This is a genomic window from Bifidobacterium actinocoloniiforme DSM 22766, from assembly GCF_001263395.1.
GTDB classification, from domain to species: Bacteria; Actinomycetota; Actinomycetes; order Actinomycetales; family Bifidobacteriaceae; genus Bombiscardovia; species Bombiscardovia actinocoloniiformis.
Genome location: NZ_CP011786.1, coordinates 62,382 through 80,130, shown reverse-complemented (window position 1 = coordinate 80,130; position 17,749 = coordinate 62,382). Strand labels below are relative to the sequence as shown.

Annotated in this window: 14 protein-coding genes; 2 read left to right on the top strand and 12 right to left on the bottom strand. The window is 65.7% G+C overall.

Annotation, left to right across the window (positions count from 1 at the left end; all coding sequences use genetic code 11):
- Positions 1–43: 43 nt before the first annotated feature.
- The 12 genes from AB656_RS00325 to AB656_RS00270 all read right to left on the bottom strand — a co-directional run bounded on the left by AB656_RS00325 (position 44) and on the right by AB656_RS00270 (position 15,848).
- Positions 44–748, bottom strand: coding sequence for a polyprenol monophosphomannose synthase (locus tag AB656_RS00325; RefSeq protein ID WP_051905184.1), 705 nt, complete (start codon positions 746–748; stop codon positions 44–46).
- A 406-nt stretch (positions 749–1,154) separates the two neighbouring features.
- A complete protein-coding gene (locus tag AB656_RS00320) occupies positions 1,155–3,368 on the bottom strand; it encodes a transglycosylase domain-containing protein (protein ID WP_033504833.1) in 2,214 nt (737 codons plus the stop codon).
- 77 nt (positions 3,369–3,445) lie between these two features.
- Positions 3,446–4,162 carry a Crp/Fnr family transcriptional regulator gene (locus AB656_RS00315; RefSeq protein ID WP_033504834.1) on the bottom strand — a complete coding sequence of 239 codons (717 nt, stop codon included), beginning with the start codon at positions 4,160–4,162 and terminating at the stop codon, positions 3,446–3,448.
- Between the two features lie 134 nt (positions 4,163–4,296).
- Positions 4,297–5,532, bottom strand: a complete 1,236-nt coding sequence (locus AB656_RS00310; RefSeq protein ID WP_051905183.1) for a lipoate--protein ligase family protein — start codon at positions 5,530–5,532, stop codon at positions 4,297–4,299.
- 21 nt (positions 5,533–5,553) lie between these two features.
- Positions 5,554–5,934: a TM2 domain-containing protein gene (locus AB656_RS08050; RefSeq protein WP_236681876.1), complete on the bottom strand. Its 381-nt coding sequence runs from the start codon at positions 5,932–5,934 to the stop codon at positions 5,554–5,556.
- A 961-nt stretch (positions 5,935–6,895) separates the two neighbouring features.
- Complete coding sequence (locus tag AB656_RS00300) at positions 6,896–9,376, bottom strand: S9 family peptidase (protein ID WP_034983051.1); 2,481 nt, start codon at positions 9,374–9,376, stop codon at positions 6,896–6,898.
- Between the two features lie 7 nt (positions 9,377–9,383).
- Positions 9,384–10,616, bottom strand: a complete 1,233-nt coding sequence (locus AB656_RS00295) for an App1 family protein (RefSeq protein ID WP_081924795.1) — start codon at positions 10,614–10,616, stop codon at positions 9,384–9,386.
- Between the two features lie 12 nt (positions 10,617–10,628).
- The gene (gene gcvH, locus AB656_RS00290) at positions 10,629–11,039 is read right to left on the bottom strand and encodes a glycine cleavage system protein GcvH (protein WP_033504835.1); all 411 of its coding nucleotides are present in this window, start codon (positions 11,037–11,039) and stop codon (positions 10,629–10,631) included.
- An 83-nt stretch (positions 11,040–11,122) separates the two neighbouring features.
- On the bottom strand, positions 11,123–12,931 hold the full coding sequence (locus AB656_RS00285; protein WP_051905181.1) for a L,D-transpeptidase: 1,809 nt from the start codon (positions 12,929–12,931) through the stop codon (positions 11,123–11,125).
- Between the two features lie 152 nt (positions 12,932–13,083).
- Positions 13,084–14,121, bottom strand: a complete 1,038-nt coding sequence (gene nudC / locus AB656_RS00280) for an NAD(+) diphosphatase (protein WP_033504836.1) — start codon at positions 14,119–14,121, stop codon at positions 13,084–13,086.
- A 27-nt stretch (positions 14,122–14,148) separates the two neighbouring features.
- On the bottom strand, positions 14,149–15,012 hold the full coding sequence (locus AB656_RS00275; RefSeq protein WP_051905180.1) for an alpha/beta fold hydrolase: 864 nt from the start codon (positions 15,010–15,012) through the stop codon (positions 14,149–14,151).
- A gap of 206 nt (positions 15,013–15,218) precedes the next feature.
- Positions 15,219–15,848, bottom strand: a complete 630-nt coding sequence (locus AB656_RS00270) for an NUDIX hydrolase family protein (RefSeq protein ID WP_033504838.1) — start codon at positions 15,846–15,848, stop codon at positions 15,219–15,221.
- Between the two features lie 154 nt (positions 15,849–16,002).
- Here AB656_RS00270 and trxA point away from each other — a divergent pair, with 154 nt between their 5' ends.
- Positions 16,003–16,359, top strand: coding sequence for a thioredoxin (gene trxA, locus AB656_RS00265; protein ID WP_033504839.1), 357 nt, complete (start codon positions 16,003–16,005; stop codon positions 16,357–16,359).
- A 190-nt stretch (positions 16,360–16,549) separates the two neighbouring features.
- Positions 16,550–17,560: an aggregation-promoting factor C-terminal-like domain-containing protein gene (locus AB656_RS00260; RefSeq protein WP_033504840.1), complete on the top strand. Its 1,011-nt coding sequence runs from the start codon at positions 16,550–16,552 to the stop codon at positions 17,558–17,560.
- The last annotated feature ends 189 nt before the right edge of the window (positions 17,561–17,749 follow it).

The following is a 17,749-nucleotide window of genomic DNA, read 5'->3' as shown; positions in this document are numbered from 1 at the left end:
TCGATCAGCGCTCCCGCCGGCTACCCAGGCGTCAGGCGAGCCTTCACAGGCCCCTGCGCACCCTGTCCCAGCCCCAGGCAGTCACCCGAAGCATGGCTTCCGCCACGATCGACGGACTCATTTTGGAGGACCCGAGGGTGCGCTCGACGAACACGATTGGCACTTCGACCACAATACCCCCCTGGTCAAGCACCCGGCGCAGCATGTCGATTTGGAAGACATAGCCGGAGGATTCAACCCTCTCAAAGTCGGCCCCGCGCAGGGCCCAGGACCTGTAGGCGCGGAAGCCAGCGGTCACATCGCGCACCCGGATGTCCAAGGCATGGCGGGCGTACCAGGAGCCAGCCCGCGAAATCACGTCCCGGTACCAGGGCCAGCCGACGGTAGTCCCACCCCGCACACGCCTGGAGCCGATAACCAGGGCCACCTGGGGACGCTCTTCCAGCACGGCGAGTAGGCGGGGCAGGTCCTGGGCCCGGTGGGAGCCATCCATATCCATCTCACAGATGACCTCGAATCCACGCTCCAGCCCCCAAGCAAACCCCGCTAGGTAGGCGGGGCCAAGACCGCGCGCGCCCTGCCGATGGATGACGTTGACCCGCTCATCCTGGGCCCGCAAGCGGTCGGCCAGACGCCCGGTGCCGTCCGGCGAGGCGTCGTCCACGACCAGCACCCTGGCCTGGGGACAAGCGGCCAGGACCTGTCCGACCGTGCGCTCGATGTTGTCTGCCTCATTGTAGGTAGGCATGACGACCAGGACCCCCCGCCCGGACGCCAGATCCACCTGAGGCCCGGAACGGGGCGGGTGGGTGGCGTCTGCCGCTTGGGCGCGTGCTTGTGAAGGGCTCATCGCTTGCCCCCGCAAGCGATGAGCAAGCATGCCTGGGGGTAGGACGCCGCCCGATCAGGCAGACCCATCTTGCAGTCGACACGCAAGGTCCAGCAGTGCCCGAGTATGGGGGCACGGCCGTTTCCGACCCCGCCCGACGAAGCGTGCCGGTCAACGCTGAACTCCCGCGCGCGTGCCCCGCTGAACGTCCCTGAATCTTCCGCCACGACCCAACCTCGGCTTTCTTAACGCAATCGTGCTCCGCCGAACTGAGCCACGCACCCCCTTCAGCGCTCGGCTCGCGGACCCGCCTAAGCCAGCGCTTTCATTGGCGTTGCGGTTGGGCCGACTGCTGTAGCGGTTGCTGCTGCCGCTGCCCGTTCTGGGCCTGAGGCTGGGCTCCAGACGTGTACCTGGGGTCGGGGTTGCCGTAGCTGTTGTCCGCAGGGATGCCGGCCGCGCTCAGATAGCTGTTCATGAAGGCCTTCCAGGCAGGCGTGGCGATGTACATGCCGTACCAAGACCCACGGGAGACCCCGTTGATGGTCTTGCCATTGAAGGAGACCGAGCCCTCGGCGTTGCCCACGGCCACGTAGGAGGCCACCTGAGGCACGAAACCTCCGGTGAGCATGTAGGTGTCCTCGTTGGTGCCGGTCTTGGCGAAGGTCTTGCGGCCGCCGTCCAGCTGGGTCGTGTTCGCCTCGCCGCCGGGCTGGACCACGCCCTGGTTGAGCGCGTAAGCGGTGGTCTCGGCTATGGCCGGGTCAATGGCCTGGTGGCAGTTGGCCGAAGGCACCTGAATCTGCTTGCCCCGCTTATCGATCACCCGCTTGATGGCAATCGGAGAGCACTCCACGCCCTTGGCCGCGATCGTGGCGTATACGTTCGCCATGGTCAGCGGGGAGGCGGAGGAGGACCCGATGGTCATGGTCGGCTGGAAGGAGTTGGTCGAGTGGACGTCCATCTGGTCTTTGGGCGAATTACGGTAGCCCATCTCCTGGGCAGTGTCCGCGATCGAGCACAGGCCGATCTGCTGGGCCATCGAAGCCTGGGTGGTGTTGTGGGAGCGGACCAGGCCCTGCAGGGGGGACTCGGGGCTGGTGGTGCCGCCTCCGGAGTTCTCCACGTGCCAGGAATCAGTGCCGAAGCCGTACTGCTGGCCGTCCGAACCGGTGCAGTTGAAGGAGCTCTTGGGATAGGAAGTCGAGGTGCGCAGGGCCTGGTTAATCGACTTGCCGGCCTTCATCCAGGCCACCATATTGATTGGCTTCCAGGTTGAGCCCACTTGGAAGCCCCAGCCGCCGCCGTCCACCTGGTCCACCGCATAGTTGATGGCCGTGCGCGTGCCGCCGCCGGAGTTCTCGGTCGCGTCGTAAATGCGGTTGAGCCCGAAGCCCAGCACCTCGCCGGTGCCCGGCTTAATGGCCGCGATAGCCACCTCGAAGCCGGAGGGGTCCTCGACCGGGATCGTGGAACGCGCGGCGTGCATAGCCGCGTTGTTCGCGTTCACATCCATCGTGGTGTAGATGTCAAGCCCGCCCTCTTTCAAAAGCTTGTTACGCGACTCCTGGGACTTGCCGAACTCCTTCGAGTTGAGGATCTGCTTGGTCACATAGTCGCAGAAAAAGGCCGCGTCGCCTGCGGCCTGGCAGCCAGCGTCCACATTCTGCACGTGGAGGGTCTGCTCCAGGGGCTTAGCCTTGGCCTCGCTATTCTCAGCGGGGCTGATGTAGCCCTCCTGGGCCATCAGATCCAGCACGGTGTCCCTCTGCTCCTGCGAGGCCTTGGGGTCCACCGTTGGGTCGAACTTGGCTGGGTTCTTGGTCACAGCGGCGATGGTGGCCGCCTCCCCCGCGTCCAGGTCCTTGGCGGACTTGTTGAAGTAGCGCCGGGCCGCGGTCTCCACCCCATACGTGTTAGTGCCGAACTGGGCGATGTTCAAGTAACCCTGGAGGATTTCGGCCTTGGAGTATTTCTTCTCCATCTGCTCGGCAATGAGCATCTCGCGCATCTTGCGGGCGATCGTCTCCTCGCGCGCGTGGTACTCGGCGATCGGGTCGTTGTTCTCCTCGGCCTGGTTCATCAGCACGTTCTTCACGTACTGCTGGGTCAGCGAAGATCCGCCCTGGGTGTCGCCCTGCTTGACGTAGGTCTGGATGAAGGCGCGCAAGACGCCCTGGGTGTCCACTCCTGAATGCTCGAAGAAGCGGCGGTCCTCACGGGCCACGACGGCTTTCTGCATGGGGTCGGAGACCTGCTTGAGCGGCACGACCACCCTGTTCTGCGCGTAGAAGGTGGCCAGCACCGTGTGCCCGTCCGAGGCGTAGAGCCGGGACTGCTGGGGCAAGTCGTTCGCATTGAAATCGACGTTCTCCACGCTCAGCGAGGGCATCATGGCCTTAGCGGCCGCGTTCACCCCATAGACGCCGGGCAGCAGGAAACCTGAGACCACCACTCCGCCCGCCAGGCAGAAGACCACATAAGCCAATAGGAGCGAGAGAAAGCGGTGAACCGTCATCGACTTCTTGTTTTCAGGCATGTCTTCCATCCTAGAACTCCGGCTCTACCTGCCCCGACACCCGCGCCGCCGGTTCACAAGCGACCGCCAGCGCGGTTTCACATGCGGGAACGGCGAATCAGAGCGCCCGGATGGTAGATGATGATCGTGCGACCTTTACGAGAAATCCACTTCCGGTTCGAGAAGTCCATCAGGGCCTTGTTGACGGTCTCCCGGGAGGCGCCCACCAGCTGGGCCAGCTCCTCCTGGGTCAAGTCGTGGGGCACCATCAGCCCCTTCTCAAAGGGCTCGCCGAAGCGGGTGGCCAGGTCAATCAGGGTCTTGGCCAGGCGGCCCGGCACATCCATGAAGACCAGGTCGGATATGCGCTCATTGTTGGCCCGCAACCGGCCCGCCAGGACCTGGAGCATGTCCACGGCCACTCGAGGGTGCTGGTTGAGCCAAGTGAATAGGTCGTCGCGCTCCAAGGCCGCCACCTTGGTGTCGTTGACCATGACGACCGCCGAGGCCGTCCTGGGCCCGCCGGAGGGGTCGAAGACCGGAATCTCGCCCAGAATCTCACCGCGACCGTGGATGCTCAGCAGCTGGACGCGGTGATCGCTGGACTGGCGAACCAGTTTAACCCGCCCTCGTTCCAGCATGTACATGCGGTGGTCGGTATCGCCCTGGCGGAAAATCGAGGCCCCTTTAGGCAGTGTGTACGTCTTCAGAGCGCCCAGGAGCTGATCCGCCTCACTGCGCGGAACCTGTTCGAACAGCGGGGTCAGCAGCAGGGCGCTGTCCTCGTTGGCTATCTCGTTGACCTTACGAACCACCGCCGACCAACTTTCTGTCTCGCTTCACGAATCTACATTGAACTCGCCGGACGCCGCCTTCCGCTGTCATACGCATGACTCATACGGGCCCGGAGCCCTCCGAAGCCGCCTAGCGGGAGGGTAGTCCTTAACCATCATACGATACTGGTCGTCCAGTCCTCCTGGGCGAAGCGTTCAGAGGCCAGCTCGCGGCCCCGGGAGACCACCCCCGAGCCTAGCTGAGCCAGGGTCGCGCGGGGCGACATGGCCATCAAGTTAGCCAGCAGGGCGTCGGTCAACTGGGCGCGGCCCAGGGTCGTCCGGGAGGCCAGGGGGTCCACGCGCGCCTGGACCGAGCGCACGGCCTTGTCGGACAGCTTCTCCGGGGAGACGTTGAGCACGCGCGACATAGCCCCGGCGTCAATCCGGTAGGAGAGCATCGTGTGGTGGAGGATGGCCCCCGAGCGCTTGCCTGCGGCCGGCAGCCAGCGCTGGGCGGCTCCACCTATCTTGCCGTTGGGCGAGGCGATGTCGTTCATGCCGGACCATCCGGACTCGACTCCCAGGTGGCCCAAGCCTTCGAGCAGCCATAGGTCGTTGAGCCGGTAGGTCCAGGATCGCTCCAAGCCGTGAGCGAACTCGGAAGGCAGGCTCAGGGAGTAGGTGATCACGTCGGAAGGCCAGGCGAACATGGCCCCTCCCCCGGTCACCCGCCGCACCACGCGCACGCCCATCCTCCTGGCCTGCCGCGTGTCCACCTCCGAGTAGAGGGACTGGAAGCGCCCAATCATGACGGCCGGCGACGACAGGTTCCAGATGCGCAGGGTGGCCGGTTCCACACGGTCGCGCACCGCCTCGGTCAGGGCCAGGTCCAGGGCCGCTTGCTCAGCCGGGGGCCGGGGCGTGTCAACGCATATGCGCAACGGCAGGCGCCGCCAGCGGTCCATCAGGTCGTCCACCCGGTAGGAATCCAAGTCCTGCACGCGCACGAAGCCGCTGGGCCTAGGGGGTCGGCGGCGTGGCGGTGCCGCGTCAGCGGGTTGCAGCCCGGCCAAGCGCAGCGCGCGTATGTAAGCCACGGTCAGCGTATGGGCGTTGGCCCCAATCAGGTGGCTTCCAGGGTGGGCAGCGATGAGGCCGCTCAGCTTTCCCTCCACCGCCCGCTCAGCGACCGGTGGGGCCATCGCCAGCAGCGCTTGTTCCAAATCGCCGATCAGACTGGAGTGACCCGAGTCATCCTCCAGGAAGAAGTCTCCGTTGATGCGGCAGGAGCCAATTGAGGGCTGGTCGGACAGGCCGGGGCCGCGTTGCAAACGAATCGTCACTGCCGTCAACTTGCCTGCCGGCAGTTTGCATTCCCCCCGGTAGGATTGCGGCGTGCCCAGGGCCATGGCCCCTCCCCTCAACTGCGGTCAGTCGATCAGCTCCACCCCGTACGCGTCCTGATGGCGGCGGGAACCCGGTTTGGAGATCAGAATCAGGATTCCCTCCAGGATGCCCCACGCGCAGGAGACGATGGGCCCGCTGAAGAAGAAGAAAACGCCCACGCAGGAGATCATCAGCTGGGCCACGCCCCGGCCGGTGTTGCCCAAGTAGAAGTTCTGCAAGCCGAACACGCCCAAAAAGATGCCCAATACGCCGGCCACCAGCTTGCTGTGGGACTGGCGAGGCTGCTCCTGGACGTACGGCGACCAGCCCTGGCCGGCTGCTGGAGACGGGACCCCTTGTGGGTAACTCGGCTGGGGGGCGTAACCGGGCCGTCCGTAAGCAGGGGCGTAGGCGGGCTGATTCACGCTTGGCTGGCCATAGGCCGGCTGCGAGGAGCCGGGTTGGGCGAACCCCGGCTGAAGGGCCTCAGGGTGGCGCGGTTGAACGTCAGCGTTTGCGCTGTAGCCCGCTGAAGGACCTGCCTGGGCCGAGGGAGCCGACTGGCTTTGCTGGGCGGGTGCTGACGGAGCCCAAGGCGACTGGACGCCCTGCTGGGGCCATTCAGTCGGTTCCCGGGAGGATGAGGACGGGGCATAAGCCGGTGCCTGGAAGCCGGGGCCCGCCAATCCCTCTTGGTCGGCGCCGTAGCTCGCAGCGACGGCATCGGAGTCATTCTCGGTGGTATTCGCTTGTGTGCTAGGGGCAGCAGCAAGCCGAGGCGATGGCCGCGTAGTCGCCGACGGCATGTTAGGCACCGGCCACCCCACCTGGGGTTGGGAAGGCCACCCGGCTTCCGCGAGCGCCGAAGCACCCGCCGGAGATTCAGCCGATGAGAACCCGTCCGGTGTCAATCCTCCAGGTCTCTGACCGTAGGGAGCCGCTTGGCTGCAAGCGGGGCGGAAAGACTGATCGGCGCCTGGGCTCGCCTGACCCGGCGCGCCTGCATGGACGGCCGAAGGCGCGGCTGTGGGCGTGGAGAAGGGCGAAGTTGAAGGAGCCTCTGACTCCTGCTGTGATTGCGAGGGTTGAGCCCAAAGCCGGGCATCCGTCCGACCGCTGACCGTCGCGCTTGGTTGCGCACTGCCGCCTTGGCCGGCCCTCACCCCGGCATCGTGCGCTGAGGACACCTGTCGCGCTTTGGGAGACTGCTTATTACCTTCAGCGTGCTTTCCGCTCATCGCCCACCTTTGATTCTCTCTGCACCCTGTATGCATCGTCTTGCGCGCACAAGGCGGACAGAGGCCTTGGGACCCCGGTCTCACTTCTTCTCTTCCCTGGTTCCAACTATAGCCGCCAGGCCGCCTGAAAGCCGCCCCTGGCAGCCATTCAAACCAAATCAGGCCGCAGGATGGACAGGCAGAAGGCGTTCTCCTCCGCCAGCTCCTCCCACTGCCGGTAGCGACCGGAGGCTCCCCCGTGGCCGCCCTCGCTCTCCACCTTCACGATCGCATCCGCCCCGACGGCGCTCTCCTGAAGGCGGGCCGCCCACTTGAGCGGCTCCACGTACAGGACCCTGGTGTCGTTCAGGGAGGTGGTGGCCATCACACGGGGGAAGTGCTCGCTGCCGAAGCTGGCGAGGCGCTCGGCCTTGTCGGGCACGTTCTCGTAGGGGCTGTATGACTTCATGTACCGGTAGACGGCCTCATCGTGCAAGGGGTCGCCCCACTCGTCCCACTCGGTCACGGTCAGCGGCAGGGAGGGGTCCAGAATCGAGGTCAGAGCGTCGACGAAGGGCACGTCCGCCTCGACTCCCGCGTAAAGCTGTGGGGCCATGTTCGCCACCGCGCCGACCAGCAGGCCGCCAGCCGAGCCTCCTTCGGCCACCGTGCGCGTCTGATCCGCCCATCCCGCCGCTTGCAGGGCGGCGGTGGCGTCCACGAAGTCCTCGAAGGTGTGCCGCTTGGACAGCCTGCGGCCCTGCTCGTACCAGGCGCGCCCCATCTCACCGCCGCCGCGAACGTGCACGCAAGCGTAGAGGACCCCACGGTCCAGCAGGCTCAGGCGACCGACCGAGAAGCCAGGGTCGGAGGCGATCTCATACGCCCCGTAACCAGTGATGAACAGAGGCGAACCCTGCCCAGCGACGGCAGCGGCTGGCTTCACGGTCGCGTCGGCTCCAGATTCGGCGCCCTGGGCGGGCCGAGGCCAGGGCATCGAGCGCAGGTCGCCAGGCGCGCTCAAGGTCAACCGGGTCAGCCCCTCGGGACCGGCCTGGTCCATGCCGGGCACCAGGCCACGCTTCCAGACCAAGGAGACCGGGACCTGGGCCCCGTCGCGCGCCTGAACCCAGACCCGCCGCTCCCCGTAGGAGGCGGGATCGAAGTCGCCCAGCACCTTGGCGCGCTTGAGCAGGCGGTCATGCCCGCTCGCCGGGTCCAGTTCGCGCAGCTCGGCGGGCTTGGCGTAAGAAGCGACCGTATAGCGCAGGGTCGGGGCCTGGTAGGAGGGGTTGTCACCGGCGGCTACCGCCCAGACCCGGTCCTCCCAACCGTCGGCGGGCTTGACCTCCCGGAAGCGCCAAGGGCGGCCAGCCCGGTAGTCCTCGATGGCCCGTTCGATGGGGATGACGGCCAGGCGCATCAAGCTGTCGGCCCGGTAGCCCAGCAGGGCGAACCGTTCATAGATGGCCACGCCTTCGATGCTCAGCCCGCGAGCCCCCTGGAGGATGGCCGGGTTGACCGGGTCCCGGTAGGGCTGGTCAACCGGGCCTTGGAAACCCTCAGGAGCGGCTTCGCACCCGTAGGGGCTGCCCTGGGCCAGCACCGTGCCTTCAGACAGGCTGTAAGGCGGTTGGTGGGCGGACATGTCAATCAGGTGGACGCTGAAGTTCGGGTCATCGGCGTTGTGGTAGACCAGAGCCAGCGGCAGGTTGGCCCCACCAGGCCCCGCCCCGAGGAAGGAAGCGAAGGACACGTCGTACTCCACCCCCTCGCGCCTGGGGATGAAAGGCCTGAACTCGCCGGTCGGGTTGTCCAAGGGGAGCAGGAGGACCTCGCTGGTCGTCTTGGAGCTGGTCCCAATCACCAGCTGGCTCTCATCGAAACTCAGGCCCACGCCCACCCAAAAGCGCTCATCCGCTTCCGTGAACACGCACACATCATCTGCCGCGCTGGAGCCCACCTCGTGCCGCCAAACCGAGTAGGGACGCCAGGCCTCATCCACCTTGGCGTAGAAGACCCAGCGGCGGTCCGGAGTGAGGACGGGGCCGGAGGACACTTGATCGATCCGGTCGGGCAGGTCGGCGCCGCTGGACAAGTCGCGCAGGCGCAGGTCGTAGCGCTCGTCGCCCCTGGTGTCCACGCAGTAGAGGAGCAGGCGACCGTCCTCGCTCAAGTCCAAGCCGCCCAAGCGGTAGAAGTCGTGGCCTTCGGCCTCCTTATTGGCGTCGAAGAAGACCTCCTCCCCCGGAAGGGAGCCTGACTGACCCTTAGGATTGACCACCGGCGGCTCCCAGTCATCGGGATCGACCACCGGCAGACGGCACTGGACCGCGTACTGGGACCCCTCCTGAGTGCGGGCGAAGTACCAGTAACCGTGAATCCTTGTGGGCACCGACATGTCGGTCTGCTCCACCCGCGATTTCAGCTCGTCGAAGAGCTGGCCCTTGAGCCCTGAGAGCGGGGCTAGGCGGGCCTGGCAGTAGGCTTTCTGATTCTTGATCAGGGTCTGGACGGCGGGGTCGTCCTTGTCTCGCAGCCATTCATAGGGGTCGTTGAAGGCATCGCCGTGGACCTGGCGCAGGTGGGGCCGGCTGGGGGTCGCCGGCGGCTGGGGGAAGGCTGGTGGTGCTGAGTTTGGGCAAGTCATGAGCCGATTATAAGCGTCCGTCCCGGCGAGCCTGCTCCAGGTAGGGCAACATGGTCTTCATCAGGTTGGCGCCGGTGGACCCGTAGAAGACCGGCACGTCCATCTCGGGCACCGACGCGGCGCTGGAACGGCCCGGGACGCCCAGGCCGGCCTCGCGTGAGCTCAACCGTCGGATGCCGATGGCCAGCACCCGTCCCGGGTAGCGTTTGACCACCTGCGCGTAGGTGGCCGGGTCCGTCTGACCGTCATCGCCGAAGAGGATGAAGCGCATATGCGGGAAGTCGGCCATCAGCTGCTGGATGAACTCGTGCTTGTGCTGCACAGCCGAGGGCACGAAAGTCTTAGGCCTCGGGTCCAGGTCGCGCAGGAGGAGGGGGCCTCGTGGGAAACCGTGGTCCTCCAAGAAGCGGCGGATCGTGCGCTCCACGTTCCACGGGGAGGCGGACAGGTAGAAGAAGGGCATACCTGGGGAAAGGTCGTTGATCCGGTTGTAGAGCACGCTCATCCCGGGCACCGACGCGCGCTTGACTGGGTTGGCCAGAAGCATGTTGTAGGCGGCTTTGAACATGCTGGGCACCTGGGTGATCATGATTGTGTCATCCACGTCCGAAATCACGCCGATTCCAGTGGAGGAGGCCACCGTGTAGAGGGGGCCGGGAACGAGAGGCCGGCCATCCACACGGTAGGTCACGAAATGCGGGCCAGGGGCCAAGCTGTGCTCGGCCACCAGGTCCAGGAAGCCGGATCGGTCGGACAAGGCGTAGCGGCTGCTCCTGTTGCGTCGGGAGTCGGGGGCATCGTAGAGCTCGGAGTCCCCGACTTGAACGGTCTCGATAGGCGTGCTATCAATGGCTATCTTCACCCTGGTGCGGGGGGCGGGTACGGTCAAGGCGGCGCGGATTCCCCGGCTCAGAGAGCCGGCCAAAGAGCCGGGAGGGGCTAGGACGGTCCTGCAGATCAACCGGGAGTAGCTCTCGGTTCCGTAGCCCACATAAGGGTCCACGCGAGGATGCCAACCCAAGCGCCGGCAGCATGCGGTTGAAAGCCGGACCCAAATGTCGAATCCGGTGGTCAATCCCATCCTCGCCAAGCGCACCGGCAAGGATTGTCGTTCGAAACGCTCCCGAGGGGAGGCCGCGTCGAATGAGGTGGCGACATGGCGGGCCCGGATGGGCTTACGAGCCGCCTTAGCCCCGCTCTTCTTGGCGCTTCGGGCCCCTCCGCCTGAGCTGCCTACCATTGCTGGCTGGGCTTACTGGGCCAAGTCGATCAGCTTGCCGTACTCGTCGGCACTCATCAAATCAGGCTGATCGTCGTCCAACTCCAGCTTCAGAATCCACCCCTCACCGTAAGGGTCGGAGTTAATTACACCAGGATCGTCGGCGGCGGCCCGGTTGACATAGGCAATCGTGCCGGCTACCGGGCAGACCAAAGGTTCAACGGCCTTGGCGGACTCCAGCTCGACGATCTCGTCGCCCGCCTCCACGTGGGCGCCGGTCTCAGGCAGGTCCAGGAAGACCAGGTCGCCCAACTGTTCGGCCGCATACTCGGTCACGCCGAGCACCGCCGGTGAGCTGGAGTCATCCAACCACACGTGGTCCTGTGAATAGTGCAACTGCTCGGGTAGGCTCAATCGCTCCGAGTTCTTCTGAGATGCTGTCATGACTCTACCCTACATGGAGGGGGACCGCAGACGCCAGCCCGGCCCCCTGCCCTCTGGTATATGCTTCTGCTGTGCGCGCGGTTTCAGCGCACCGGCGCGGTCGGCTGAGAACCGATGACCTTGACCATCGTGCCAGCCGGGCAGTTGTCGTAAATCCACTTGGCGTCCTGCTCATACATGTTGATGCAGCCGTGGGAGCCACGGTTGGCGGCGTCCCCGTGGGCGATCGCATCGTAGTTCCAGGCCGCTGTGTGGAAACCTTCGGAACCGTTGTAGTAGGAGACCCAGCGCACGCCTGGCGAGACATAGCCTGGACCGCGCATGGTCTGCACATCGTAGCGGATGTTGATGAAGAAGGTGCCCGGGTCGGACTCGTCGCCGTTGCGCGGCAGGCCCGAGCAAATCAGGAAGGTCTTGACCGGGGTGGTTCCCTTGTAGGCGGTGGCCGTCTGGGTGGACAGGTTGACCTCCACCCACATGTCGCCATCAGGCACGTCATAGCGGGCGGTACGGGTCTCTTCCTTGTGCTGCTCTATGTCAGCCGCAGCCTTGATCGGCGCGATTTGGCCAGTTTGCAGCTGGTTCATGATTTGCGCGGCGGTGGCGTCCGTGTCCTTGATCTTGACGCCATCGACACCTTTGGTGGTCACGGCCACCACGTCGCCCTTGGTGTTCTTGACGTTCTTCTCGGTCACCATGTTCTTGTTGAGCTTGGCGGGCAGCTCGGTCGCCGCGTAAGCCTTGACCGCGTCCTGGTCGTAGGCCAGGGCCATCGTGCCCTTGTCGAAGTCGGTCTGGGGCTTGATCCACTGGGCCACCTGATCGGTGGGCACCGTGAACTGGTCGCCAGCCCCGTTATCGATCGCCATCGGCGTGGCCAGACGCTTGTTGGCCTCGGAGGCGGCCTGCGTGGCCACGTCGCGGGTGATGGGCATGTCCACATCGTGGTAACTGATCGCTACGGACTGGGCGCCACCAGGCTCTTCGGCGCTGCGGTTCACGGCCTTCTTGACCGAGTCCATCTGCGGGGCGCGCCCTTTCTTGCCTTCCTGGACCGTGAAGGTTTTGGAGCCGTCGTCGAAAGCGATGGTGGAGGGCACAGCCTGCTGATCCTTGCTCACAAAGGCTTTGGTCAGGTAGTCGTTCATCTTCACCTGGTCGAGCGAGTACGACAGAGGCACGGACTGGCGCTGGAAGGGGTTGATACGAGCGAAGTCGCTGCCGCTCTTGGCGCCCAGCAGCGCCGACACGGTCTTGTCGGCGTCGACCTTGACCCCAAGGTCCTTGAGCGAGGCCGCGGCCCGACCGCCTTTGCCGTCGGTCAGGGTCATATGCGTATCAGCGGTCTTGGAAACCACCAGATCCTTGAGCTGGCCAGCGTCCTTGCCTGCTACGCTTTGCCCCCCAAAGCTGATGCCTGGGGCCGCCCTGTGGCTGTAGTACGAGCGCGCACCGAAGTACCCACCGGTCAGGGCGATAATCAAGGCCGCCAGCAGCCCCAGGAGTACAAACGGCCAAATACGGCGCTTGCGTGGTTCGTCCGCGATTTGGGCCCCGGACACCCCGGACAGGGCTCCCCCGTCCATGCCGAAGTCCTCTGGACCGGATGGCTGCATGTAGGCGTTCTGGAAGACCGGCACGGTGACCGTAGCGTCCATACCTGGCGTTCCCATGCCATTGGCCACGCCTGTCGCAGCGGCGTCCTGGACCATGCCCTCCGGGTAGGACCCCACCGGTATCGCCGGAGCCGAGCCGAACCCGGTGGGCAAAGGTGGAATGACCGTTGTGCGTTCCCCTGGGCTTACTGCCCCCGCATATGCATCCATGCCCGCGTAGGCGTCCTGAGCTCCATAAGACGAATTCTGCGTGTTACCATGCATGTCGTCGGCCATAGCTCACCTTTCGATAACCTTTCCAATTGATTCAATTATAAACCAAGGACCCCGGCCTGCGGAAGGCTGGCGCCTCTTCCACCCGCTCACCCCACGGGCCCATCCCCTGGCCCCGCGGCGCCGCGTAAACCCTGCGACGACCGTCCCCACGCTTACAGCGGGCGCCCGTACCACTGCTCAACCATGCTACGGGCTATCGAAGCCTTGCCTGGCGGGGTCATGCGACCAGACGCCAGCGCCTCTGCGTACTCCTGGCGCGTCATCCACTGCGCGTCCTCGGTCTCCTGCCCGTCCACGTGGATGTCCGAGCCCAGGGCCAAGGCCTTGAACCCCACCATCAGCGAGGCAGGGAAGGGCCAAGGCTGCGAGCCCAGGTAGCGCACCTCGCCCAGGGGCAGTCGCAGCTCCTCCATAGCCTCTCGCCGCACCGCGTGCTCCAAGTTCTCGCCCGCCTCCACGAACCCGGCGCACAGGGAGTAGAAACCTGGATCCCAGGCCGTGTTGTGCTCAAGGAGCAGGCGGTCCTGGCTATCCACAATCGAGGTGATGACAGCCGGTTCGACCCGGGGGAAAAGCACCCGCCCCTGCCCCTCGCCCTCGCAGCGCTGGGCCCAGCCGTTCTGGTCAGGCCAGGTCGGGGCCCCGCAGTTGGGGCAGTGCTTCTGCCGGCTGTGCCAAGCGGCCAAAGACAGTGCGGAGGTGGCCAGTCCCGCGTCGCGCCCGCTGGTCCGTGGGGCGAAGGCGTACAGGCCAATCCAGTCGAAGCGGCCGCCGGCCTTGTCCAGGAAGGCCGAACCTTCCCGGGAGCCCTGTCCGTCATCAGCCAGCCGCCGGGCCAGGCCCAAATCCAAGGCAAACCAGTGCTCACCGCGCAGCGAGCCCAGGAAGTACAGGGCGCTGGGTCGGTCCTGGCTGGGTGCCAGGCCGCTGGGCAGGTACTCGCCGGCCAGGGCCGCCAGACGCAGCTGGCCTCCGCCGACCCGGCTGCTCTCCAGACTGCGCGCAGGCAGAGCCATGCGCTCACCATCAACCAGGACGACCCGCACCCTCCCGCCGCCGCACAAGTGACGGAAGAGGTCGGACCGGCCGCGCAACTCGGTGCGGTAATCCAGCTGGGATTGGGCCAGGGGTAAAAAGGTCAGGGCACTGGTCAGTGCGAGGGGGGAGAAATACGCTTGATCAGGTTGCAAGGGAGGCCTTTCCTGTCTCAGTGTGTCTCAGTGGTTGGCACGGCGGTCGGCCACGCGGCGCGCCAGGGCCAGCAGGGCGTCCGCCACGCGGTCGGGGCGTTCGGCGGCGCTGAAGTGTCCGCAGTCGGCTATGGCGGTGAAGGAAGGGTCGGCTGGCCTCAGCGTGTCCACAATGGCCTGCATGGAGGATGGGGGGCTGGACGGGTCCAATTCCCCGCAAACCACAGCGGCGGGGACGCGTACCTGGCTTAGGATTGCGCGCTGGTCAGGCCGTCCGGCCGCCATCCGCTGCCGCCAGGCTATGCCCTCCGGGCTCTGATCCTGGACCCAGCCGGTGAAACGGGCCGTGTACTCAGGCGAACGCTTGATGGTGGAGTCACCCGGACCGGACTGGGCGAAGCTCATCACGGCATGCACGTTGCCCTCCCGCTCGGCCTGGGCGGCCACATGCAGGCGGTTGGCGCGCGAGCTGGGCTTATCCGCGTCGGCGGTCGTGTCGCACAGGGCCAAGCCCGCCACCATCTGCGGGCGCAAGCGAACCAGGGCCTCCGCCAGGTATCCTCCCATCGACAGCCCCACCCAGATGGCCTCCCGGTGCCCCAGCGAGGTCAGCAGGTCCGCGTACGCCTCGCTCATGCGGTCCAGGGCCTGGCTGTAGGCGCCGTCTGGATCGGTCGGCCCGCTCTCCTGAGCCGAGGGCACAGGGCTGTCGCCGGCGCCGGGCATGTCTGGCGCGTAGACCGGGAAGGGCTCCATCCCAGCCCGGTCCGCGCGATCAATCAGCAGGCGGGCGCACTCGTCCCACATCCGATGGTCCACAGGAAAGGCGTGGAGAAGCACGATCGGGGTTCCCTCCCCTTCCTCACGGTAGGCGTGGTTGGCAATCTTCATGCTTGACCTTCTCTTCATTTACGCTCTGCGCCGCCCTGTATATGCCCTCGTGGGCCCGTGTCCCGCTGAGCCGGGGGACCACTCGATTCCGTTACCGATATAGGGCCTGCTGGGGACTTCCCCTGCCGCACGGTCCGCCCTATGCCCCGCCCAAACGACCGCGCCCATCCCTAAGCGCCGACCGGCCGCGTCTTGCGCGGGATCGCTCAGAGCACCCCGGCCCAGGCGAGCGATTGCCTGAGGATTTTGCCATGCCCGCCGGGCATTTGGCTGGCGAACGTGTCCAGCATGTCCGAGTGGGGCTCCACCCACTCCACGTCCAGCGTCTCGTCCTGGCTCTTGCAATCCCCGGCGACCGGCACCAGGTAGCACAGGGCGATCGCGTGCTGGCGGGGGTCGTGGAATTCCGACACGCCCGGCGTGGGGAAGAACTCGGCCACGGTGAAGGGCTGAATGCCGACCGGCAGCTCGGGCAGGGCCAGCTCGCCCAGGTCCTTGGAGATGTTGCGCGCCAGGGCCTCGCGGATGGACTCGTGGTAGAGCACACGGCCGGTGATCAGGGTGCGTTCTATGCTCCCGTCGTCGCCTACGCACAGGAGGGTGCCCACCTGGACCACCCGCCCGGTCGCGTCGGTGCGCGCTGGCACGACCTCCACGTAAGGCATGGGCATCCTGCGACGGGCCCACTCTATCTCCTCCGGCCCCAACCAGCCCGGGGGGTTGCCCCGGCCTGAGCCGCGGATGAAGTCCTCGGGCGTGATGTTGGAGAACTCGCCCCTGGTCCGGCCCGCGTCGAAGTCCGAGTCGTCGGGTATCTCGTCATGTAGCACTGGCATGCCCCCATTATCCTGCCCCCGGGCGGACCTTTCAAGCCCGGATGCGGCTGCGCGGCGAGTGAGCCAAGAGCTTATCTTCCAAGCCTGATGGAATGCTGGTGGTGAAGGATTGGTTTGCTTCGGAAAGAGCCAAGGCCCGACAAAAGGAGCAATTATGGCGACGGTAACCCTTACTGCACAGAACTTCCAAGACACCATCGAGCGCAACGACCTGGTCTTCGTGGACTTTTGGGCCACCTGGTGCGGCCCCTGCAAGGCCTTCGGCCCCATCTTCCAGAAGGCTTCCGAGGCCAACAGCGACATCGTCTTCGGCAAGGTCGACATCGACCAGAACCAGGATCTGGCGGCCGCTGCGGACATCCAGGCGGTCCCCACGCTGATGATCGCCAAGCAGGGCCAGATCATCTTCAAGCAGGCTGGCGCCCTGCGCGCCTCCGACCTGGACGACGTGATCCGCCAGGCCCGCGAAGTCAAGCTCGATGAGGACGCCGAGGAGCCCGCCGGGAAGTGAACGCGCCCCGGCCCTTCGACCTCCGAGCTGTACAGATGACTGCGCGCGAGCTAAAATACGTCGAGAATGTGTACCGGCGGAGTTTTGGTCCGTTGACCCTGTAGTCAAGAGCGTGGGCTGACGCGGATGGGTTCGCGTTTGGAGCGCGCACCGGCCGCCGAGGATTTGCAAGCAAAGTTGAAGGAGCGTAATGGCGTCGCATCGCAAGAAGCGAACGGCAGGGCTGAAAGCGCTGACCAAACGTCAGTGGATGCGGGTCATCGCGGGGTGCTCCGCGGTGGTCATGCTGGTTGGCATCGGCATCGCCACGACTACTTTCCACCAGTCCCAGAACCGGGCACCCAATCCCGGCGCGACCGCCTTCTCCGCGACCGAGAACGGGTCAGCAGAGGTTTCGCGTGATAATGTGCGCAAGGCTCTCAACCGTGGGAGCGGCGGTTCCGACTCCGGCACTTCCTACGTGAGCGTGAAGATCAACGGGGTCAAGCGGGTCATCCTGGGCGACCACTTCACCACGGTCAAGTCGGTGCTGGACGCCGGCGACATCACACTGGATCCTGGCGACCAGGTCACCCCCTCCTTGCAGACGAAGGTGAACGAGTCCACGACCATCGAGATCGAGCGCGCTGACGCTTCGGTCAAGAGCGAAGACTCCGCCATCCCCTTCAACACGATCGAGGAGAGGACCGACTCCCTGCCCGCTGGCACCCGCAAGGTCAAGACCGAGGGCCAGAACGGCGTCATGGAGACGACCTCCCTGATCACCAAGGCAGGCAGCAAGAGCCTTTCCTCGAACATCTTCGCTTCCTTCGTCAAGCAGGCCCCGGTCGATAAGGTCATCCTGGTCGGCACCGGCAGCGGCTCGGCAAGCGCCCCAAGCGCTTCGGCTGGGTCCTCCACCACAGCTCCGGTCGGTGATTCCCAGGCGCTGGCGCACGGGCTGGTCCTCTCCCGCGGCTGGGGCGAGGGAGAGTTCACCTGCCTGGTGCAGCTGTGGAACAAGGAGTCCGGCTGGCGCACGAACGCCGCTAACCCCTCGGGCGCTTACGGCATCCCCCAGGCCCTGCCTGGCTCGAAGATGGGCCCAGGCTGGGAGAGCGACGCCAACGTGCAGATCAACTGGGGTCTGGGCTACATCGCCAGCCGCTACGGCACCCCCTGCGGCGCCTGGGCTAAGTCCCAAGCCTCCGGCTGGTACTAAACCACTCCGTATGACGAGGGCCCGTCCGCATCGCGCGGACGGGCCCTCGTCGTATGTCAGCGAGCTTTCCACGCATCCAGGGGAAGGGGTGGGGGGCTGCGAAAGCAATCGGGGAATCACGGAGCCCGCGCAGGGGCAAGCGGTCGCCGGGTGAACAGGCAGATCGTACGTATCCATCCGCTGCGCCCT